The sequence below is a fragment of the Stenotrophomonas pavanii genome, from assembly GCF_900101175.1.
Lineage (GTDB): Bacteria > Pseudomonadota > Gammaproteobacteria > Xanthomonadales > Xanthomonadaceae > Stenotrophomonas > Stenotrophomonas pavanii.
This window is the reverse complement of the sequence record NZ_FNFQ01000001.1, coordinates 340,956-356,508: the sequence shown is the minus strand read 5'-3', so window position 1 is coordinate 356,508 and position 15,553 is coordinate 340,956. Positions and strand designations below refer to the sequence as shown.

12 protein-coding genes are annotated in these 15,553 nt (G+C 65.9%); 5 read left to right on the top strand and 7 right to left on the bottom strand.

Translation table 11 applies throughout. The features are described from left to right. Window positions 1-2,907, bottom strand: a complete 2,907-nt coding sequence (locus BLS66_RS01730) for a TonB-dependent receptor domain-containing protein (protein WP_049470608.1) — start codon at window positions 2,905-2,907, stop codon at window positions 1-3. A gap of 401 nt (window positions 2,908-3,308) precedes the next feature. Further along, entirely contained in the window at window positions 3,309-6,098 is a 2,790-nt protein-coding gene (locus BLS66_RS01725) for a TonB-dependent receptor plug domain-containing protein (protein WP_074724946.1), read from the bottom strand. A gap of 214 nt (window positions 6,099-6,312) precedes the next feature. On the opposite strand from BLS66_RS01725, the gene apbC reads away from it, so the two are divergent. Together apbC and dcd are read left to right on the top strand one after the other, a co-directional pair. Continuing rightward, complete coding sequence (gene apbC / locus BLS66_RS01720) at window positions 6,313-7,167, top strand: iron-sulfur cluster carrier protein ApbC (RefSeq protein ID WP_057493244.1); 855 nt, start codon at window positions 6,313-6,315, stop codon at window positions 7,165-7,167. A gap of 78 nt (window positions 7,168-7,245) precedes the next feature. Beyond that, window positions 7,246-7,818: a dCTP deaminase gene (dcd, locus tag BLS66_RS01715; RefSeq protein ID WP_014037995.1), complete on the top strand. Its 573-nt coding sequence runs from the start codon at window positions 7,246-7,248 to the stop codon at window positions 7,816-7,818. Between the two features lie 68 nt (window positions 7,819-7,886). Here the strand turns inward: dcd and BLS66_RS20710 are convergent, their stop codons facing one another. From BLS66_RS20710 to BLS66_RS01705, 3 genes are read right to left on the bottom strand one after another with little or no spacing between them, the layout of a single operon-like run. Next, entirely contained in the window at window positions 7,887-8,054 is a 168-nt protein-coding gene (locus tag BLS66_RS20710; protein ID WP_005418011.1) for a LiaI-LiaF-like domain-containing protein, read from the bottom strand. A gap of 15 nt (window positions 8,055-8,069) precedes the next feature. Then, on the bottom strand, window positions 8,070-8,492 hold the full coding sequence (locus BLS66_RS01710) for an HIT domain-containing protein (RefSeq protein WP_014037994.1): 423 nt from the start codon (window positions 8,490-8,492) through the stop codon (window positions 8,070-8,072). Next, window positions 8,489-9,160 carry a dienelactone hydrolase family protein gene (locus BLS66_RS01705; RefSeq protein ID WP_074724945.1) on the bottom strand — a complete coding sequence of 224 codons (672 nt, stop codon included), beginning with the start codon at window positions 9,158-9,160 and terminating at the stop codon, window positions 8,489-8,491. Before BLS66_RS01705 ends, BLS66_RS01710 begins: the two co-directional genes overlap by 4 nt. A gap of 204 nt (window positions 9,161-9,364) precedes the next feature. Between BLS66_RS01705 and rimO the strand changes: the two genes are divergently transcribed. Together rimO and BLS66_RS01695 are read left to right on the top strand one after the other, a co-directional pair. Continuing rightward, window positions 9,365-10,726 carry a 30S ribosomal protein S12 methylthiotransferase RimO gene (rimO, locus tag BLS66_RS01700; RefSeq protein ID WP_074724944.1) on the top strand — a complete coding sequence of 454 codons (1,362 nt, stop codon included), beginning with the start codon at window positions 9,365-9,367 and terminating at the stop codon, window positions 10,724-10,726. Continuing rightward, a complete protein-coding gene (locus tag BLS66_RS01695; RefSeq protein WP_074724943.1) occupies window positions 10,723-11,559 on the top strand; it encodes a DUF3025 domain-containing protein in 837 nt (278 codons plus the stop codon). Before rimO ends, BLS66_RS01695 begins: the two co-directional genes overlap by 4 nt. Before the next feature lie 157 nt (window positions 11,560-11,716). Here BLS66_RS01695 and greB read toward each other — a convergent pair whose 3' ends face one another. Both greB and BLS66_RS01685 read right to left on the bottom strand, forming a co-directional pair. Next, the gene (greB, locus tag BLS66_RS01690; RefSeq protein ID WP_049470619.1) at window positions 11,717-12,223 is read right to left on the bottom strand and encodes a transcription elongation factor GreB; all 507 of its coding nucleotides are present in this window, start codon (window positions 12,221-12,223) and stop codon (window positions 11,717-11,719) included. An 88-nt stretch (window positions 12,224-12,311) separates the two neighbouring features. After that, window positions 12,312-13,817 carry a helicase HerA-like domain-containing protein gene (locus BLS66_RS01685; RefSeq protein WP_074724942.1) on the bottom strand — a complete coding sequence of 502 codons (1,506 nt, stop codon included), beginning with the start codon at window positions 13,815-13,817 and terminating at the stop codon, window positions 12,312-12,314. Window positions 13,818-13,939: 122 nt separating this feature from the next. Here BLS66_RS01685 and BLS66_RS01680 point away from each other — a divergent pair, with 122 nt between their 5' ends. Continuing rightward, window positions 13,940-15,550, top strand: a complete 1,611-nt coding sequence (locus BLS66_RS01680) for a transglycosylase SLT domain-containing protein (protein ID WP_049470625.1) — start codon at window positions 13,940-13,942, stop codon at window positions 15,548-15,550. The last annotated feature ends 3 nt before the right edge of the window (window positions 15,551-15,553 follow it).

Genomic DNA, 15,553 nt, shown 5'->3' with positions numbered 1-15,553 from the left:
TCAGAACTTGTACTGCAGGCTCACGTAGAAGCGACGGCCCAGCGGGTCTGCGCCGATGAACGGGTTGTAGAACGGGTACGTCGTGTTGCTGTTGTCCTTGCGATACTGGTTGTCGAACACATTGACGACCTGGAAGGTGGCCAGCACGTTCTCGCCGAACTTCTTGCCCACGCTCAGGTTCCACAGGAAGTACGGCGCGAGGCGACGCGAGTAGGCACCGCCCGCGCTGTTGGTGCCATCAGCTTCGGCATAGCTGAAGGCCGAGCCGTAGCGGGTGCCGAACACGGTGGTGGCCCAGTCGCCCTTGGTCCAGGTCAGGCTGCCGCGGGCGCGGCTGCGCTCGGGGTTGAAGTACTCCGGCGGCAGGTCGCGGTAATCGATCAGGTCGTCGTCGGCGGTCTGCTTGTACTTGTTGGTCAGCGTCAGCGAGTAACCCAGGTCGACGTTGAAACGGCCCCAGCGGTCGGTGTCCAGCGCGTACTTGTAGGTTGCATCGATACCGCTGGTGTCCTGCAGTGCGGTGTTGATGTAGGCGTTGTTGATGCGCTGGATACGGCCATCGTCCGGCGAGCCGGGCAGGTTGGTGCGCGTGATCAGGCCCAGCACGTTCTGGCAGACCGAAGCACTGGGGACCGCGCGACCGTCGCTGGCGGTGCCCAGGCGGCAGGCCGCCTCAGCGCGCAGCAGGTAGTCGTTGCTCAGCTGGGCGGCGGCGTCCTCCAGGCGGATGCGGTAGTAGTCGACCGTCAGCGACATGCCATCCGTAACGTCCCACACAAAGCCTGCGCCCCACGACTTGCCCTTTTCCTCGGTCAGGTTCGGGTTGCCGGCCACCAGGGTCTGCACCGAGTACTTGGTCGGGTCACTCGTCGGCGTGTTGCACTGGGTGCGGGTACGCGGGCCTTGGGCAGCGCCCGGACCGGTACCGGAGCGGCAGGAGTATTCGTCCAGTTCGGTCGTGTAGGACGCGGCACCGCCGGCGTAGATCAGCTGCATGTCTGGCGCGCGGAAGCTGGTGGCATAGCTGCCGCGGAGCAGCAGGTTGCTGAACGGGCGGAATTCCAGGCCGAGGTTGTAAGTGGTGGATGCATCAACCGACGAGATGTCGTCGTACTTGTCATAGCGCGCCGCAGCGTTGACGCTCAGATTGCTGAAGATCGGCACGCGGAACTCGGCGCCGACGGCGTAGCGGTCGCGGGTGCCGTGGGTCTCACCGGAGCTGGTGAGGTTGTAGATGGTCTGGCCGTCGATCGGACGCAGCTGGTCGGTGCGCGGGTCGCTCACCATGTCCATCTTCTGGCGGTTCCATTCCAGCACGCTGGCGAAGCCAACAGCGCCGGCCGGCAGTTCGAACAGGTCGCCGCTGACGTTGAAGGCGGCATTCGCCACGCTGGTTTCGGAGCGGTTGATCACGCGGGTCGCGAAGGACTGGTAGATCTCCGGGGTGATCGGCGAGGACCAGCGATCCAGGTTCAGGCGGTGGATCGGGTAGACGCCTGCACCGGTGCCGGTGGCGTTGCTGTAGCCCAGCACCGGTCCCAGGAAGTAGTCATGCACCGACTTCGCGAGCAGGCGCGGGCGGTCCATCTTGTAGTTGTAGTAGCCGTAGCCACCGGTGGCTTCCCAGTCGAAGCGGTCGGCGAAGGTGCCACGCACGCCGGCAGCGAAGTCGTAGGTGTATTCGTCGTACTTGGTGCTGGCCGCTTCATTGCCACCCAGTTCGGCGGCGGTGAAGACACGCTGCAACTGCACGATGTCGCGCAGGCCGGCATCGTAGTAGTACGCGCTGGTGGTGCCATTGGACAGGATGTTGAACTTGTCGCCCGAGGTGCCCCAGAACTCCGTGCCGGCGCTGGCCTTGGCGCTGGTGGTGTAATAGTTGACGCTGGCCCAGCCCTGGGTGGTGTCGGTGAAGTCGAAGGTGCCGTAGCCGTAGGCCGAGTAGAACTGGCGCTGGTTGGAGATCGAGCGCGCCGCGTTGCTGTCGTACGAACCGCAGTAGGTGCCACGGGCGGCGGTGGTCACCGTGGTGAAGCCCAGTGCATCGCACTTGGCCTGGCCCGGATAGTAGGCGTTCTGGTTGACCCGGCCATTGGCCGAGGCCAGGCCGCGGATCGCGATCAGCGACAGGCCCGGGGTTGCGGTCGAACCCAGCGGGCCCTCACGCAGATCCGACAGGAACTTGCGCTGGTTGGCGTAGACAGCCTCGCGATCGCTGTACTGCAGGGCCCAAACCGCGCTCCAGCGATCGCCGGTACGGCCGCCGGTCAGTTCCAGGTTGACCGTGTCGCCGCCGCCTTCTGCGGTGGTGCCGGTGGTCAGGCGGACCAGGTTGCCGTCGTAATGCTCGCGCAGCACGATGTTGACCACGCCGGCCACGGCGTCAGAGCCGTAAATGGCCGAGGCGCCGCCGGTCAGGACTTCCACGCGCTCGACGATGCTGCTCGGGATCGAGTTGATGTTGGCGACATTGTTGTCGCGGTTGTACGGCTGCGGGTACTGCGCCGGGCGACGGCCGTTCACCAGGGTCAGCGTGTAGCCGGGGCCCAGGTTGCGGAGGTTGACCACCTGTGCGTTCGGAGTGAAGCCGGTCACCGCCAGGTCGCCGGTGAAGGACGAGGTGGTGTTCTGGGTCAACGTCTGCAGCATGTCGCCAACGGTCTGGAAACCTTCACGGTCGATATCCGTGCGGGTGATCACCGTGACCGGTGCCGGGCCCTCGACGTCGGCGCGCTTGATGCGCGAGCCAACGACCGAGACGCGATCAAGATTGGTGGCACTGCTGTTCTTGCCGCCTGCCTCGTTGCCGGCTTCCTGGGCGAACGCGGGGGCGATGCCGGTTGCCAGGAGGGCCGTGGTGAGCGCAAAGCTCAGCGGGTGGCGGATGAGTGCCTTGCGGATGGTCATATGTGGATCCCCTGATGAATCAAACCTCGGTCGGCGCCTGTCGCAGCCGCCGCCGTCCCTGGTGGGCATTGCCCACGTTTCACCGGCTTCACAAGCCGACGATCCAACGTTAACACAGACTTAACTTGGCCTGTCAACCATTCATGCTCTCGTCATAATGGCGGATTCGGCAAACCCGGGTTGAGTATCAGCCTTTTGCCATGTCATTGATTTCTTATGTTTTTTTCTCATATGGGGCGGTGAGGCCCGTCCCCGGCGCTCCGTGAGGTGCATTAGCCATGCATTCAGGCTGGAGTGGTCGGCGACGGGCGGTGCTCCGCTGCATCGCGCGCGACCGGCCAAAAAAAAGGCCCCGCCGAAGCGGGGCCTGGTCCAGACACGCAGTCCGGAATACGACGGGATCAGAAGTCGTACTTGACCTGGGCCGAGATCTGACGGCCGTAGACGCTGTAGAAGCCGTCGTTGAACGGGGTCGATTCGTTGCCCGGGTAGTTGTAGCGCTGGCCTTCCGGCAGCTTGTTGAACACGTTGTTGACCATCAGCGACAGGGTCAGATCGTCCTGCGCCTGGTAGTTCAGGCTCATGTTGTAGGTGGTGTACGAGCCCCACTTGCCGGCCTTGGCGCCAGAGGCGTGGACGTAGTCATAGCTGCGGCCGGTGTAGGCCAGGTAGTTCGGGGTGCTGCCGACGTAGTTGGCGTACACGGTGGTGGTGAACTTGGAGATGGCCCAGCCCACCGACACATCGCCGCGCACCTTGGCGAAGTTGTCGTAGTACCACATGTTGTACGGATCGCTCAGCAGATCCAGCTTCTGCGCGCCCGGCAGCGGCACCACTTCACGCTTCAGCATGTTGGTGTAGTTGCCCGAGAACATCAGCGAACCGAAGCGGCCCAGGTCCTGCTGGTACTTGGCACCGACGGTCACCGCTTCCAGGTTCTGGCTGGCCACGTTGAGCTTCGGGGTGTACACGCGGGTCAGGTTGCCAGCGGCGTCGCGGGACACCCAGTCGGTCACGTTCTGGCAGCTGGCCGAGGTGTTGTTCGGCAGGCCGTTGCGGCACTGGTACTCGGCCAGCAGCAGCTGGTCGGTGCTCAGCGTCTTGACCTCGTTCTTGATCTTCCAGTTGTAGTAGTCGACCGACAGCGAGAAGTTGCTCACCGGGGCCCACACCACGCCCGCGCTCCACACGTCGGCGGTGATCGGCTTCAGGTCCGGGTTGCCGGACTTTTCGCTGTACACCGAGGTGGTCTTGTAGAACGAGCAGGCTTCGTCACGCAGCGCATAACCCATCTGGCTGCAGCGGTAGTAGTCGTTCTGACCGGAGGCGAACGAGCCGCTCATGCCCTGGAAGGCGTCGGACAGGGTCGGCGCGCGGAATGCGGTGCCGTACTTGCCGCGCAGCAGCAGGCTTTCAACCGGGCGGTATTCCAGGCCGATGCTGTAGGTGGCCTTGTCGACGGTCTTGTCGGCGATCTTGAAGGCGTCGTAGCGGCCCGAGGCGCTGATGGTCAGCGATTCGAACACCGGCATGCGCAGTTCGCTGGTCACCGCGTAGTTGCTGCGGTGGCCGGCACCGGCCACGGCGGTGGCGCCCCAGGCGTTGCCATCGACGAAGGCCTGGTCGGGCGAGTAGTCCCAACCTTCGCTGCCGCCTTCCAGCACCACGGCCAGGCCGGCGTCGCCGCCCGGCAGGGAGAACAGCGAACCGTTGGTCACCTGCACGCGACCCAGGTTCTGCCAGGTCTTGCTGCGATGGGTGCCATAGCCGGTGAAGCTGGCGAACTGGTCCGGGGTGATCGGCGAGTAGAACGCGGTGTAGTCCGGGTTGTAGATGCCGAAGCCATCAGCGGTGGTGCCCAGGCGCGGGCCCAGCACGGTGTCGCCGAAGAAGCCTTCGATCTTGTCCTTCCAGCGTGCGAAGCGGTTCTGGTCCAGGCGGTATTCGCCGCGGGTGAAGCTGGCGCTGTAGTCCCAATCGCCGACCATGCCCTTGCCGCCCAGGGTGACCTGGTAGGAACGGCTCTCATCGGAGTTCAGGATGTTGTTGTAGTGGCCCGGGCCGATTTCTTCCGGCGCGAAGGCGCGCTGCAGGTTCACGACCTTGCCCAGGCCCTGGTCGTAGAAGCCGCCCATCACCGACTTGGTGCCCCACCACAGGGCGCTGGAGCCGGAGGTGAACTCGGTCTTCTCCTTGCTGTACAGCACATCGGCGAACAGCTGGAAGTTGTCGTTCACGTCGAAGGTCATCGACGAGTAGAACTGGCCGCTGTTCTTGCCGTTCTTCAGGGTCTTGTAGCCGGCGCTGTACACCGAGCCGCACGATTCGCCCGATGCACGCTTGCCGACGGTGGTGGTGCCGTCGTACAGGCCTGCGACGTTGCCGCAGCGGGTCGGGTCCATCATGTACAGCTTGTTGTCGGCGTTGCCGATGACGGCAAAGTCGTTCGACGGCAGCTGCGCGGTGTAGCCGACCGGGTTGTTCTGCTTGGTGATGTCACGCTGGTAGCCCCAGATCGGGCTGCCGTTTTCGATCTGCACGTTGACCAGCGCGTGGAAGCGGTCGTCGAATGCGTTGAAGCCCTTGGCGGCGCTGAAGCGGATGTTGCTGCCACCACCTTCGGTGTAGGTGCCGCCACGGATCGACATCGTGCCGCCGTCCATGCGTTCCTTCAGGATGATGTTGACCACGCCGGCGATCGCGTCCGAGCCATACAGCGACGACTGGCCGCCCGGCAGGACTTCGATGCGTTCGACGATGTCGATCGGAATGCCGCTGATGTTGTTGAACGACTCGCTGCCGTTGTACAGCGCCGGATACGAAAGCATCGGGCGGCCGTTGATCAGGTACTTGGTGTAGCCCGGGTTCAGGCCGAACATGCCGGCCGCTTCGGCGCCCTGGGTGAACGCACCCGAGGTCTGGCCGCCCTGCAGGCCGCCCGTGGTCAGCGACGACTGCTGCAGCACTTCAGCAACACTGCTGAAGCCGCGGGTCTGGATGTCTTCGGCGGTAATGGACATCACCGGGGTCTGGGTTTCGATCTGCGTCTGCGGGATCAGCGAACCGGTGACGGTGATCTTGTCCAGGTTGGTCGCCTTGTCCTGGGCCATTGCCGGGGCGGCGGCCATCAGAGCGGAAATCAGGGCGACGGCGAGCGTGTTGCGACGTGCGGTATTGCTGACGTGTTTCATGAAGTTCCAATGGAGAGCAAAAACAAAAACGGCACTGCGCATGCGCCATCGCGCGGGCCGGAACAGCGGGCTCCGCAGCTCAAAAACAGTGCTCATCGAACGTAACATGAACTTAACAATCTGTGCACGAATCCGTCGCAATCCTGAATTTCAGTCAGGTTGCATCCAGCTTGTATGATGTTGGGTTATCCCCTTGACCCTGCCGGTGCTCGTTGTGAACAGTTCCCCCCGCCGTCCCCATGCCAGCCAGGTCCAGAAGGGACTTACGCCGCATGCCCGCATCCGCAACGTCATCGCGGTCGGTTCGGGCAAGGGCGGCGTCGGCAAGTCCACCACCGCGGTGAACCTGGCCGTGGCGCTGCAGCAGCTTGGCGCCCGCGTGGGCGTGCTCGACGCAGACATCTACGGCCCCAGCGTGCCGGCCATGCTGGGCCTGTCCGGTCGCCCGGAAAGCCCGGACAACAAGAGCATCGAGCCGCTGCGCGCGTTCGGCGTGGACACCATGTCGATCGGCTACCTGATCGAAGAGGACACGCCGATGATCTGGCGTGGGCCAATGGCCACCTCGGCGATGACCCAGCTGTTCAATGACACCCTGTGGGATGACCTGGATTTCCTGCTGATCGACCTGCCGCCGGGCACCGGTGACATCCAGCTGACCCTGACCCAGAAGATTCCGCTGGCCGGAGCGGTGATCGTCACCACGCCGCAGGACATCGCCACGCTGGACGCCAGGAAGGCGCTGAAGATGTTCGAGAAGGTCGAGGTGCCGGTGCTGGGCATCGTCGAGAACATGGCCGTGCACACCTGCAGCAACTGCGGGCACATCGAGCACCTGTTCGGCGAAGGTGGTGGCGAGCGCATGGCCGCGCAGTACGGCGTGCCGCTGCTGGGGTCGCTGCCGCTGCAGATCGGCATCCGCGAACAGGGCGACGCAGGCACCCCGATCACCGTGGCCCAGCCGGATTCGGCGCCGGCCCGGGCCTACCGCCACGCCGCGCAGCGCCTGATCGAGGAGGTCGGCAAGCGTCCGCGGGCCTCGATCCCGATCCTGTCGTCGCTGCTGTAAGCGCCGGGGCAGGGGCCGTCGGCCGAGGCCGGGCCCCTGCTAGAATCCTCGCGCCCCCTCGTACCCCCAGGACAAAGCATGAGCATCAAGAGTGACCGTTGGATCCGCCGCATGTCCGAGCAGCACGGCATGATCGAGCCGTTCGAGGCCGGGCAGGTCAAGCAGGCCAACGGCCAGCGCATCGTCAGCTACGGCACGTCCAGCTATGGCTACGACGTGCGCTGCTCGCGCGAGTTCAAGGTGTTCACCAACATCAACTCGACGATTGTCGACCCCAAACATTTCGACTCGGGCAGCTTCGTCGACATCACCGCCGACGAGTGCATCATCCCGCCGAACAGCTTCGCGCTGGCGCGCACGGTGGAGTACTTCCGCATCCCGCGCGACACCCTGGTGGTGTGCCTGGGCAAAAGCACCTACGCGCGCTGCGGCATCATCGTCAACGTGACCCCGCTGGAACCGGAATGGGAAGGCCACGTCACCCTGGAATTCAGCAACACCACGCCGCTGCCGGCGCGCATCTATGCCAATGAAGGCGTGGCGCAGATGCTGTTCTTCCAGGCGGCCGCCGATGACGTCTGCGAGACCTCGTACCGCGATCGAGGCGGCAAGTACCAGGGCCAGACCGGCGTGACCCTGCCGCGGACCTGATCGGTTATGGAGCCGAGCCATGCTCGGCTTCCTGGCAGGGCAGAGGGCGGCGCTTGCGCCGCCTTTGCTTATTTGCCGCGACCGAACAGCATCGCAATGCCGACGCCCACCAGTGCCACCGGCCACCAGGTCAGCAGCAGCTTGGACAGGTTCAGGTGCGTCCAGCCGAGGTTGCTGGCGAGCATGAACAGGCCGATCAGGATCAGCAGGACGGCGGCAACGAGGTTGAATCGCATCGGGTCGGCAAACGCTCAGGACTGGGCCGGATATCCTAGCCGTTCCTTCCAGTAGGCGACATGCTGGTCCAGCGCCGCTGGCTCGTAGCGATGCGCCGGGCCGCTGCCCCAGACCGGGCCCGGCCACGCCGGATCGCCGTCATGGCGGCCGATCACATGGAAGTGCAGCTGGCGCACGATGTTGCCCAGCGCCCCGATGTTGATCTTCTCCACGCCGTCGGAGCCTTTCAGGGCCTTGCAGGCGCGGTTGAGCTCGGTGCGCAGCTTGTCCTGCTGCTCGCCATCCAGCTCGATCCACTCGGTCACCCCGGCCAGGCGCGGTACCAGCACCAGCCAGGGGAATCGTTCGTCGTTCATCAGCCGCACTTGCGACAACGGTCCTTCCGCCACCAGTACGCTATCGGTGGCCAGGCGTGAATCGAGTTCGAATTCGCTCATCCAAGATGCTCCGAGAAGAAGTCCAGGGTGCGTTGCAGCGCCAGGGCGGCGCTGTCTGGATCATACGCATGTCCGACCTCCCGGTTGAAGGCGTGGTCGGCCGGATAGACGTAGGTGGCCATCTGCGGCAGTTTCTCACGGTGGGCCTGGACCGCTTCCGGCGGGATGCTGCGGTCCTGCGCACCGAAGTGGAAGATCACCGGGGCCTTGGGCGCTTCGTCGAGGAACTGCACGTTGCGCCCACCGTAATAGCTGACCGACGGCAACCCCAGGCGCAGTGCCGACAGCAACGCCACCGTGCCGCCCCAGCAGTAGCCGACCGTGCCGACCTTGCCATGAGGGGCCAGCCGGGTTGCGGCGGCCCGGACCACTTCCAGCGCCCGCTCCATGCCCAGTGCGCCGACCCGTTCCAGGCCCTGCTTCACGCCCTCGGCGTCGTACGGCAGGGCGTCCGGATCGGCGTCGGTGCCGTCCAGCAGGTCGAAGAACGCAGGCGCCAGCACCGCATAGCCTTCGGCCGCGAAGCGCTCGGCCACGCTGCGGATGTGCGGATTGGCGCCGAAGATCTCCTGCACCACCACCAGGCCGCCACGCGCGCTGCCGTCCGGCAGGGCCTGCCAGGCCCGTACCGGGCCGTGATGCGTATCCAGGGTGATCCACTCGGCCATCGTCATCTTCCTCGTTGCTGGGAACAGAGCTGCATTGTCGGTGCTGTGCCGGTTAGCACGATGTCAGCGGCTGTGCGTGATCGGGCGGCTGGCCGTTCAGAGCATGGCCGCCAACCCCGGTATACTGGCGCCCTTTCAGGCCCCGGCCCCCAGGAACCCCTGCCACGCCGGCAGGGGCCCAGGCCCCCAGAGTCCCGCGATTCCATGTCCCAGCTGAACCCCAAAGTCGGCTTCGTCAGCCTTGGCTGCCCGAAGGCCCTCGTCGATTCCGAGCGCATCCTCACCCAGCTGCGCTCGGAAGGTTACGACATCGTCCCGTCCTACGACTCGGCCGACGTGGTGGTGGTCAACACCTGCGGCTTCATCGATTCGGCGGTGACCGAGTCGCTGGATGCCATTGGCGAGGCGATGAACCAGAACGGCAAGGTCATCGTCACTGGTTGCCTGGGCAAGCGCCCGGAGCAGATCCGCGAGGCGTACCCCAACGTGCTGGCGGTGTCCGGTCCGCAGGATTACCAGAGCGTGATGGAGGCGGTGCATGAAGCACTGCCGCCCAAGCACGACCCGTTCGTGGACCTGGTGCCCGACTACGGCATCAAGCTGACCCCGCGCCATTACGCCTACCTGAAGATTTCCGAAGGCTGCAACCACACGTGCAGCTTCTGCATCATTCCGTCGATGCGCGGCAAGCTGGTCTCGCGCCCGGTGGATGAGGTGCTGCGTGAAGCCGAGCGCCTGGTGCGTGGCGGCGTGCGTGAGCTGCTGGTGGTGTCGCAGGACACCTCGGCCTACGGCGTGGACGTGAAGTACGCCGAGAAGATGTGGCGCAACAAGGCCTACCAGACCCGCCTGAAAGCGCTGTGCGAAGGCCTGTCCGAACTCGATGCATGGGTGCGCATGCACTACGTCTACCCGTACCCGCACGTGGACGAGATCGTGCCGCTGATGGCCGAGAACCGGATCCTGCCGTACCTGGACATCCCGTTCCAGCATGCCAGCCCGCGCATCCTGCGCATGATGAAGCGCCCCGGCGCGGTCGAGAAGACCCTGGAGCGCGTGCAGAACTGGCGCCGTATCGCGCCGGACATCACCGTGCGTTCGACCTTCATCGTCGGCTTCCCGGGCGAGACCGAGGCCGAGTTCGAAGAACTGCTGTCGTTCCTCGACGCAGCGCAGCTGGATCGCGTCGGCGCGTTCGCCTATTCGCCGGTCGAGGGGGCCACCGCCAACGATCTGCCCGATGCGGTGCCGGAGGAAGTGAAGCAGGAGCGTCTGGCCCGCTTCATGGAGAAGCAGGCGCAGATCTCCGCCGCACGCCTGGAGGCCAGGATCGGCACCGTGCAGCAGTGCCTGGTCGACGCCATCGAAGGCGATATCGCCGTGGCCCGTTCCAGGGCCGATGCGCCGGAGATCGATGGCCTGGTGCACATCCAGAACGCCGACCAGGTGCCGCTGCGCGTGGGCGAGTTCGTCGACGTGGAAATCACCGAGAGCGACGAGCACGACCTGTACGGTGACGCGCTGCCCGCCGCTACCCGCCCGGCATTCGACCTCAAGGTGCTGTGACCCTGGCGCCGACCGCCACCGGGGACGGCGGCGGTTCACGGCGCTTCGTCCCGCCGCCACGTGCGGCGGTGGCTGCACGGCGTTTCGAGCATCCGCTGTTCGCCGGCTTGCAGGGCTTCCGTGACCTGCTGGACGCCACTGCATGGCCATCCGTCGCGGCGCTGGATGCACGCCTGGCCGTGCCGGGCAAGCGCCTGGTCGAACAGGATGCCGCGCTGCTGGCCGATGGGCTGCACTACGAAACCCGCATCGCGCGGGGGTGCATCGCCACCCGCGCCGACAACTGGCACGACCTGTTCAATGCGCTGGTGTGGGCTGCCTACCCGCAGCTGAAACGTGCGCTCAACGTGCAGCAGTGCCGGCATATCGAGGCCATGCCACCCGGCCAGCGCAACCGTGCGCAGGCCGCCCTGACCCAGTTCGACGAGACCGGCGTGATCGTGCGTGTGCGCGATGGCACGATGCTGCGCGCGTGGGATGGGCATGACTGGCCTGCAGTGTTCGAGCCGATGCGCTGGCACAGCGGCGACATCGCCATCGTGGCGGTGTTCGGGCATGCGCTGATGGAGCAGGCGCTGCTGCCGGGGCGATTGCTGGTGGGCAAGTGCGTGGTGGTGCAAAGCGATGCCGATGCGGCCTGTGTTGACGCGGTGACCGCGGCCATCGCCGAGGGCCGGGCAGTGACCGATCCCTTGCAGCTGCGTCCGCTGCCGTTGGCTGGAATCCCGGGTTGGCACGACGTGCAGGATTCCGCCTTCTATCGCAATGCCGACTACTTCCGCCCGCTGCGTGCGGGGCGCACGTACCCGCCACCATTGCACGGGGCCATGTAGAGTCGACTGTCAGTCGACTGCGCTTCGTTCCGAGGCCGTGGACGCCTGACAGATGGCTCCGGCGAGTCATCAGCGGCGATGAGGATCGCGGTGCGTTTGCCGTCCGGCTGCGGAGGTTTGTGCCGCGCTTCGCGCGCTAGTCGACCGACAGTCGACTCTACAACGGCGCGTACTCGACCCCGATCACCGCAAAGGTGAACTGGCCGCCGGGCAGCTCCACCGAGAACTCATCGTCCAGCCGCTTCTTCAGCAGTGCCCTGGCCAGGGGCGAATCGATGCTGATCCAGCCCAGGCCGGCATCGGTTTCATCCGGCCCGACGATGCGGTAGCGGCTGGTATCGCCGCTGTCCACGTTCTCCAGTTCCACCCACGCACCGAAGAACACCGCCTGTGGATCGGTTGGCGTGGTATCGACCACGCGCAGCGATTCCAGCCGCTTGGTCAGGTAGCGAACCCGGCGGTCGATCTCGCCCAGCTGTTTCTTGCGGTAGGTGTATTCGGCGTTCTCGGAACGGTCGCCTTCTGCGGCGGCGGCGGCCAGTGCCTTCACCACCTCCGGACGGCGCACGCGCCACAGCTCGTCCAGTTCGGCCTTCAGCCGCGCATGCCCGGAGGCGGTGATCAGGGCCGTGCTTTTTTCTGCGGGGGGACGCCAACGCGACATGCAATACGGCTTCTTTTCTGGATGACGAACGGGAAGCGGGGTCAGATCCCTTTCCAGCGGAAAGGGCTCTGACCCCGGCCGTGGCAGATCAGCGCTTGCCGCCGAAGATGCCGCCGAGGATGCCGCGCACGATCTGGTTGCCCAGCTTGGTACCGACGGTGCGCGTGGTCTGTTTGGCCATGGTTTCGATCATGCCCTGGCGGCGCTTGGTGCCGAAGATCGCGTCCTTGATCGCCTGGCCGAACCCGCCTTCCTGTGCGTCGTCCTGCTCGCGGCTGCGCGCGGCCGGCGCCTGTGCCTTCTCGACGCTCTTCTGCGCGCGCTGGGCCAGCAGCTCGGCGGCCGATTCGCGGTTGACCGCGGTGTCGTAGCGGCTGCCGACCGGGCTGCCGGCACGCACCTGGGCGCGCTCGGCCTCGGTGATCGGGCCCATCCTGCAGCGCGGCGGCGCGATCAGGGTCTGCTGCACCGGCATCGGGATGCCCTTGTCCTGCAACGTGGAGACCAGTGCCTCACCGGTGCCGAGCTGGCTCAGCACCTTGGCCACGTCCAGCTTCGGGTTCGGCACGAACGTCTCGGCCGCGGTCTTCACCGCCTTCTGGTCACGCGGGGTGAACGCACGCAGCGCGTGCTGCACGCGGTTGCCGAGCTGGCCAAGGATGTTGCCCGGGACGTCGTCGGGGAACTGCGAGCAGAAGTACACGCCCACGCCCTTGGAGCGGATCAGCCGCACCACCTGCTCGATGCGCTGCACCAGCGACGGCGGTGCGTCATCGAACAGCAGGTGCGCCTCGTCGAAGATGAAGACCAGCTTCGGCTTGTCCAGGTCGCCCACTTCCGGCAGCTGCTCGAACAGCTCCGACAGCAGCCACAGCAGGAAGGTGGAGTACAGCTTGGGCTTGAGTACCAGCTGGTCGGCGGCAAGGATGCCGATCACGCCGCGGCCGTCGTGGTTGACCCGCATGATGTCGGCCAGCTCCAGCGCCGGTTCGCCGAAGAAATGCTCGCCACCGTCCTGTGCCAGGCGCAGCACCGAACGCTGGATCGCGGCGATCGACGGCGCGCTGACCAGGCCGTACTCGGTGGAGATGTCCTTGCGCTCCTCGGCGACCAGGCCGAGCAGGGCGCGCAGGTCGTCCATGTCCAGCAGCAGCAGGCCGCGGTCGTCGGCCAGCTTGAACACGATGTCGAGCACGCCGGCCTGGGTGTCGTTCAATTCGAGGATGCGCGCCAGCAGGGTCGGGCCCATCTCGCTGACCGTGGTGCGCACCGGATGGCCGAGCTTGCCGTACAGGTCCCAGAAGATGGCGGGGCTGGCGGCCGGCGCATAGTCGGCCACGCCGATCTCGGCGGCACGCTGCAGCAGGTTCTCGGCACCGCTGCCGGGCACCGCCAGGCCGGACACATCGCCCTTCACATCGGCCAGGAACACCGGCACGCCCAGTCGCGAAAACCCCTCGGCCAGCGTCATCAGGGTCACCGTCTTGCCGGTGCCGGTGGCGCCGGCCACCAGGCCGTGGCGGTTGCCGAGTTTCGGCAGCAGGGTGACGGCAATATCGTCGGTAATGCCTTTGCCGAGCAGAATCGGATCCATGGTCCAGCCCTTGTGATGAATAGCCCAATGTTAACCGCCGGCAGTGACGGTCCGAAGGTCGGCTTGCCCGGACCTTGGCGGCGCCGCTACTCTGCCTGCCTGTTTCGCACACAGTGCCATCAATGCCCGTTCCTGTCCTGATTTCCCGCGGTTGGCCGCTGCTGGCCCTGGCCGGCCTGGTTTCCCTGGCGCCCGACGCCCACGCACAGCGGGTTTCGGCCCGGGACAAGGTGAAGGTGGATGCGCTGCAGCAGCGCATGACCGCCGCCGAGAAGCGCTACAGCGACGCCCTGCTGCTGGTCTCCAATGCCGATCCCAAGGGCAGCAACGAGGCCGATGCCGCGCTGGAGGACATGGAAGATGTCCTCAACGACTGCGTGAAGCAGAAGGGCTGCCAGATGGGCACCCTGCTGGCCAGCTACAAGCGCCTGCTCAAGCACGACGCCGATGCGGCCGCCAGCGATGAGGTGGCCGACGAGGGCGGTGACCGCCTGGAAGCCGACCCCGACCACATCGGCCCGCTCACCGCGGACGTGCCCGAGGCCGCGCGCGCTGCCGCGCTGCTGAACGACAAGCGGCACGCCTTCGACAGCATGGTCGAATACAACCCGGCGGTGCAGGCCGGCATCCGCCGCTGGCTGACCGACATGCGCCCGGCGCTGCTGACCAGCTACGAGAACTACCAGAACCTGCGCGCGGTGATGTGGCCGGAGTGGGAAAAGCGCGGCCTGCCCGAAGCACTGCTGTTCGGCATCATGGCCAAGGAATCCAACGGCCGCGTGCATGCGTCCTCGCGCGCCGGCGCCGCCGGCCTGATGCAGTTCATGCCGGCCACCGGCCGCCGCTTCGGCCTCGGCCCGGACGGCACCGGGTTCGACACCCGCTTCGATGCACGCAGTGCCGCCGAAGCCAGCGCCAGCTACCTCAACGAACGCCTGCGCGAACTGAACAACAACGTGGAAATGTCGGTGGCCGCCTACAACGGTGGTGAAGGCCGTGCCGCACGCGTGTTCAAGCAGAGCGCCGGCCAGAGCTTCTGGACCGACAGCGTCTACAACCAGTTCCCGGGTGAAACCAAGGACTATGTGCCGATGGTGATTGCCGCGGCCTGGATCTTCCTGCACCCGCAGCAGTATGGCGTGGAGTTCCCGAAGATCAGCGCGCAGCCGGCCACGCTGCGCCTGGCCAAGTCCACCACCATCTACGAATTGACCATCTGCCTGGGCAGCCACGGCACCCGCGACGGCTACATGCGCGCGCTGCGCAACCTCAACCCGCGCTATGAAGCCGATGGCTGGATCCCGGCCGGCACCCTGATCAATGCCACCACCCGCATCGCTGGCCTGTACCAGCGCAACTGCATCAGTGGCCCGCGTGCCGACCTGGCCCGCACCCTGATCACCGCCGATCTGAATGCTGCGATCAAGCGCCCGACCGCGGCCAGCTACACCGGCAGCGTGGCGGTGGGCGGCGTGGTGCCGGTGGCCGATGCGGCGGCCTCCACCAGCGTGCCGACCGCGCCGGTGGCGCCGGTGTCGACGCCACGCCCGGCACCGGCTGCGCGGCCAAAGCCGGTGCGCAGCCATAAGGTGGGCCGCGGTGAAACCCTGGGTGCCATCGCGGCGAAGTTCCAGTGCGACGTGCCGACGCTGGCCCGCGCCAACGGCCTGAAGGCGCCGGCCTACAGCCTGCGCCATGGCCAGACGCTGAAGCTGCAGGGCTGCGACAAGTAATCC

Coding starts and splice junctions, on each gene's coding strand:
- BLS66_RS01730 (WP_049470608.1), bottom strand. CDS start 2,907: ATGACCATCCGCAAGGCACTCATCCGCCACCCGCTGAGCTTTGCGCTC.
- BLS66_RS01725 (WP_074724946.1), bottom strand. CDS start 6,098: ATGAAACACGTCAGCAATACCGCACGTCGCAACACGCTCGCCGTCGCC.
- dcd (WP_014037995.1), top strand. CDS start 7,246: ATGAGCATCAAGAGTGACCGTTGGATCCGCCGCATGTCCGAGCAGCAC.
- BLS66_RS20710 (WP_005418011.1), bottom strand. CDS start 8,054: ATGCGATTCAACCTCGTTGCCGCCGTCCTGCTGATCCTGATCGGCCTG.
- BLS66_RS01710 (WP_014037994.1), bottom strand. CDS start 8,492: ATGAGCGAATTCGAACTCGATTCACGCCTGGCCACCGATAGCGTACTG.
- BLS66_RS01705 (WP_074724945.1), bottom strand. CDS start 9,160: ATGGCCGAGTGGATCACCCTGGATACGCATCACGGCCCGGTACGGGCC.
- rimO (WP_074724944.1), top strand. CDS start 9,365: ATGTCCCAGCTGAACCCCAAAGTCGGCTTCGTCAGCCTTGGCTGCCCG.
- greB (WP_049470619.1), bottom strand. CDS start 12,223: ATGTCGCGTTGGCGTCCCCCCGCAGAAAAAAGCACGGCCCTGATCACC.
- BLS66_RS01685 (WP_074724942.1), bottom strand. CDS start 13,817: ATGGATCCGATTCTGCTCGGCAAAGGCATTACCGACGATATTGCCGTC.
- BLS66_RS01680 (WP_049470625.1), top strand. CDS start 13,940: ATGCCCGTTCCTGTCCTGATTTCCCGCGGTTGGCCGCTGCTGGCCCTG.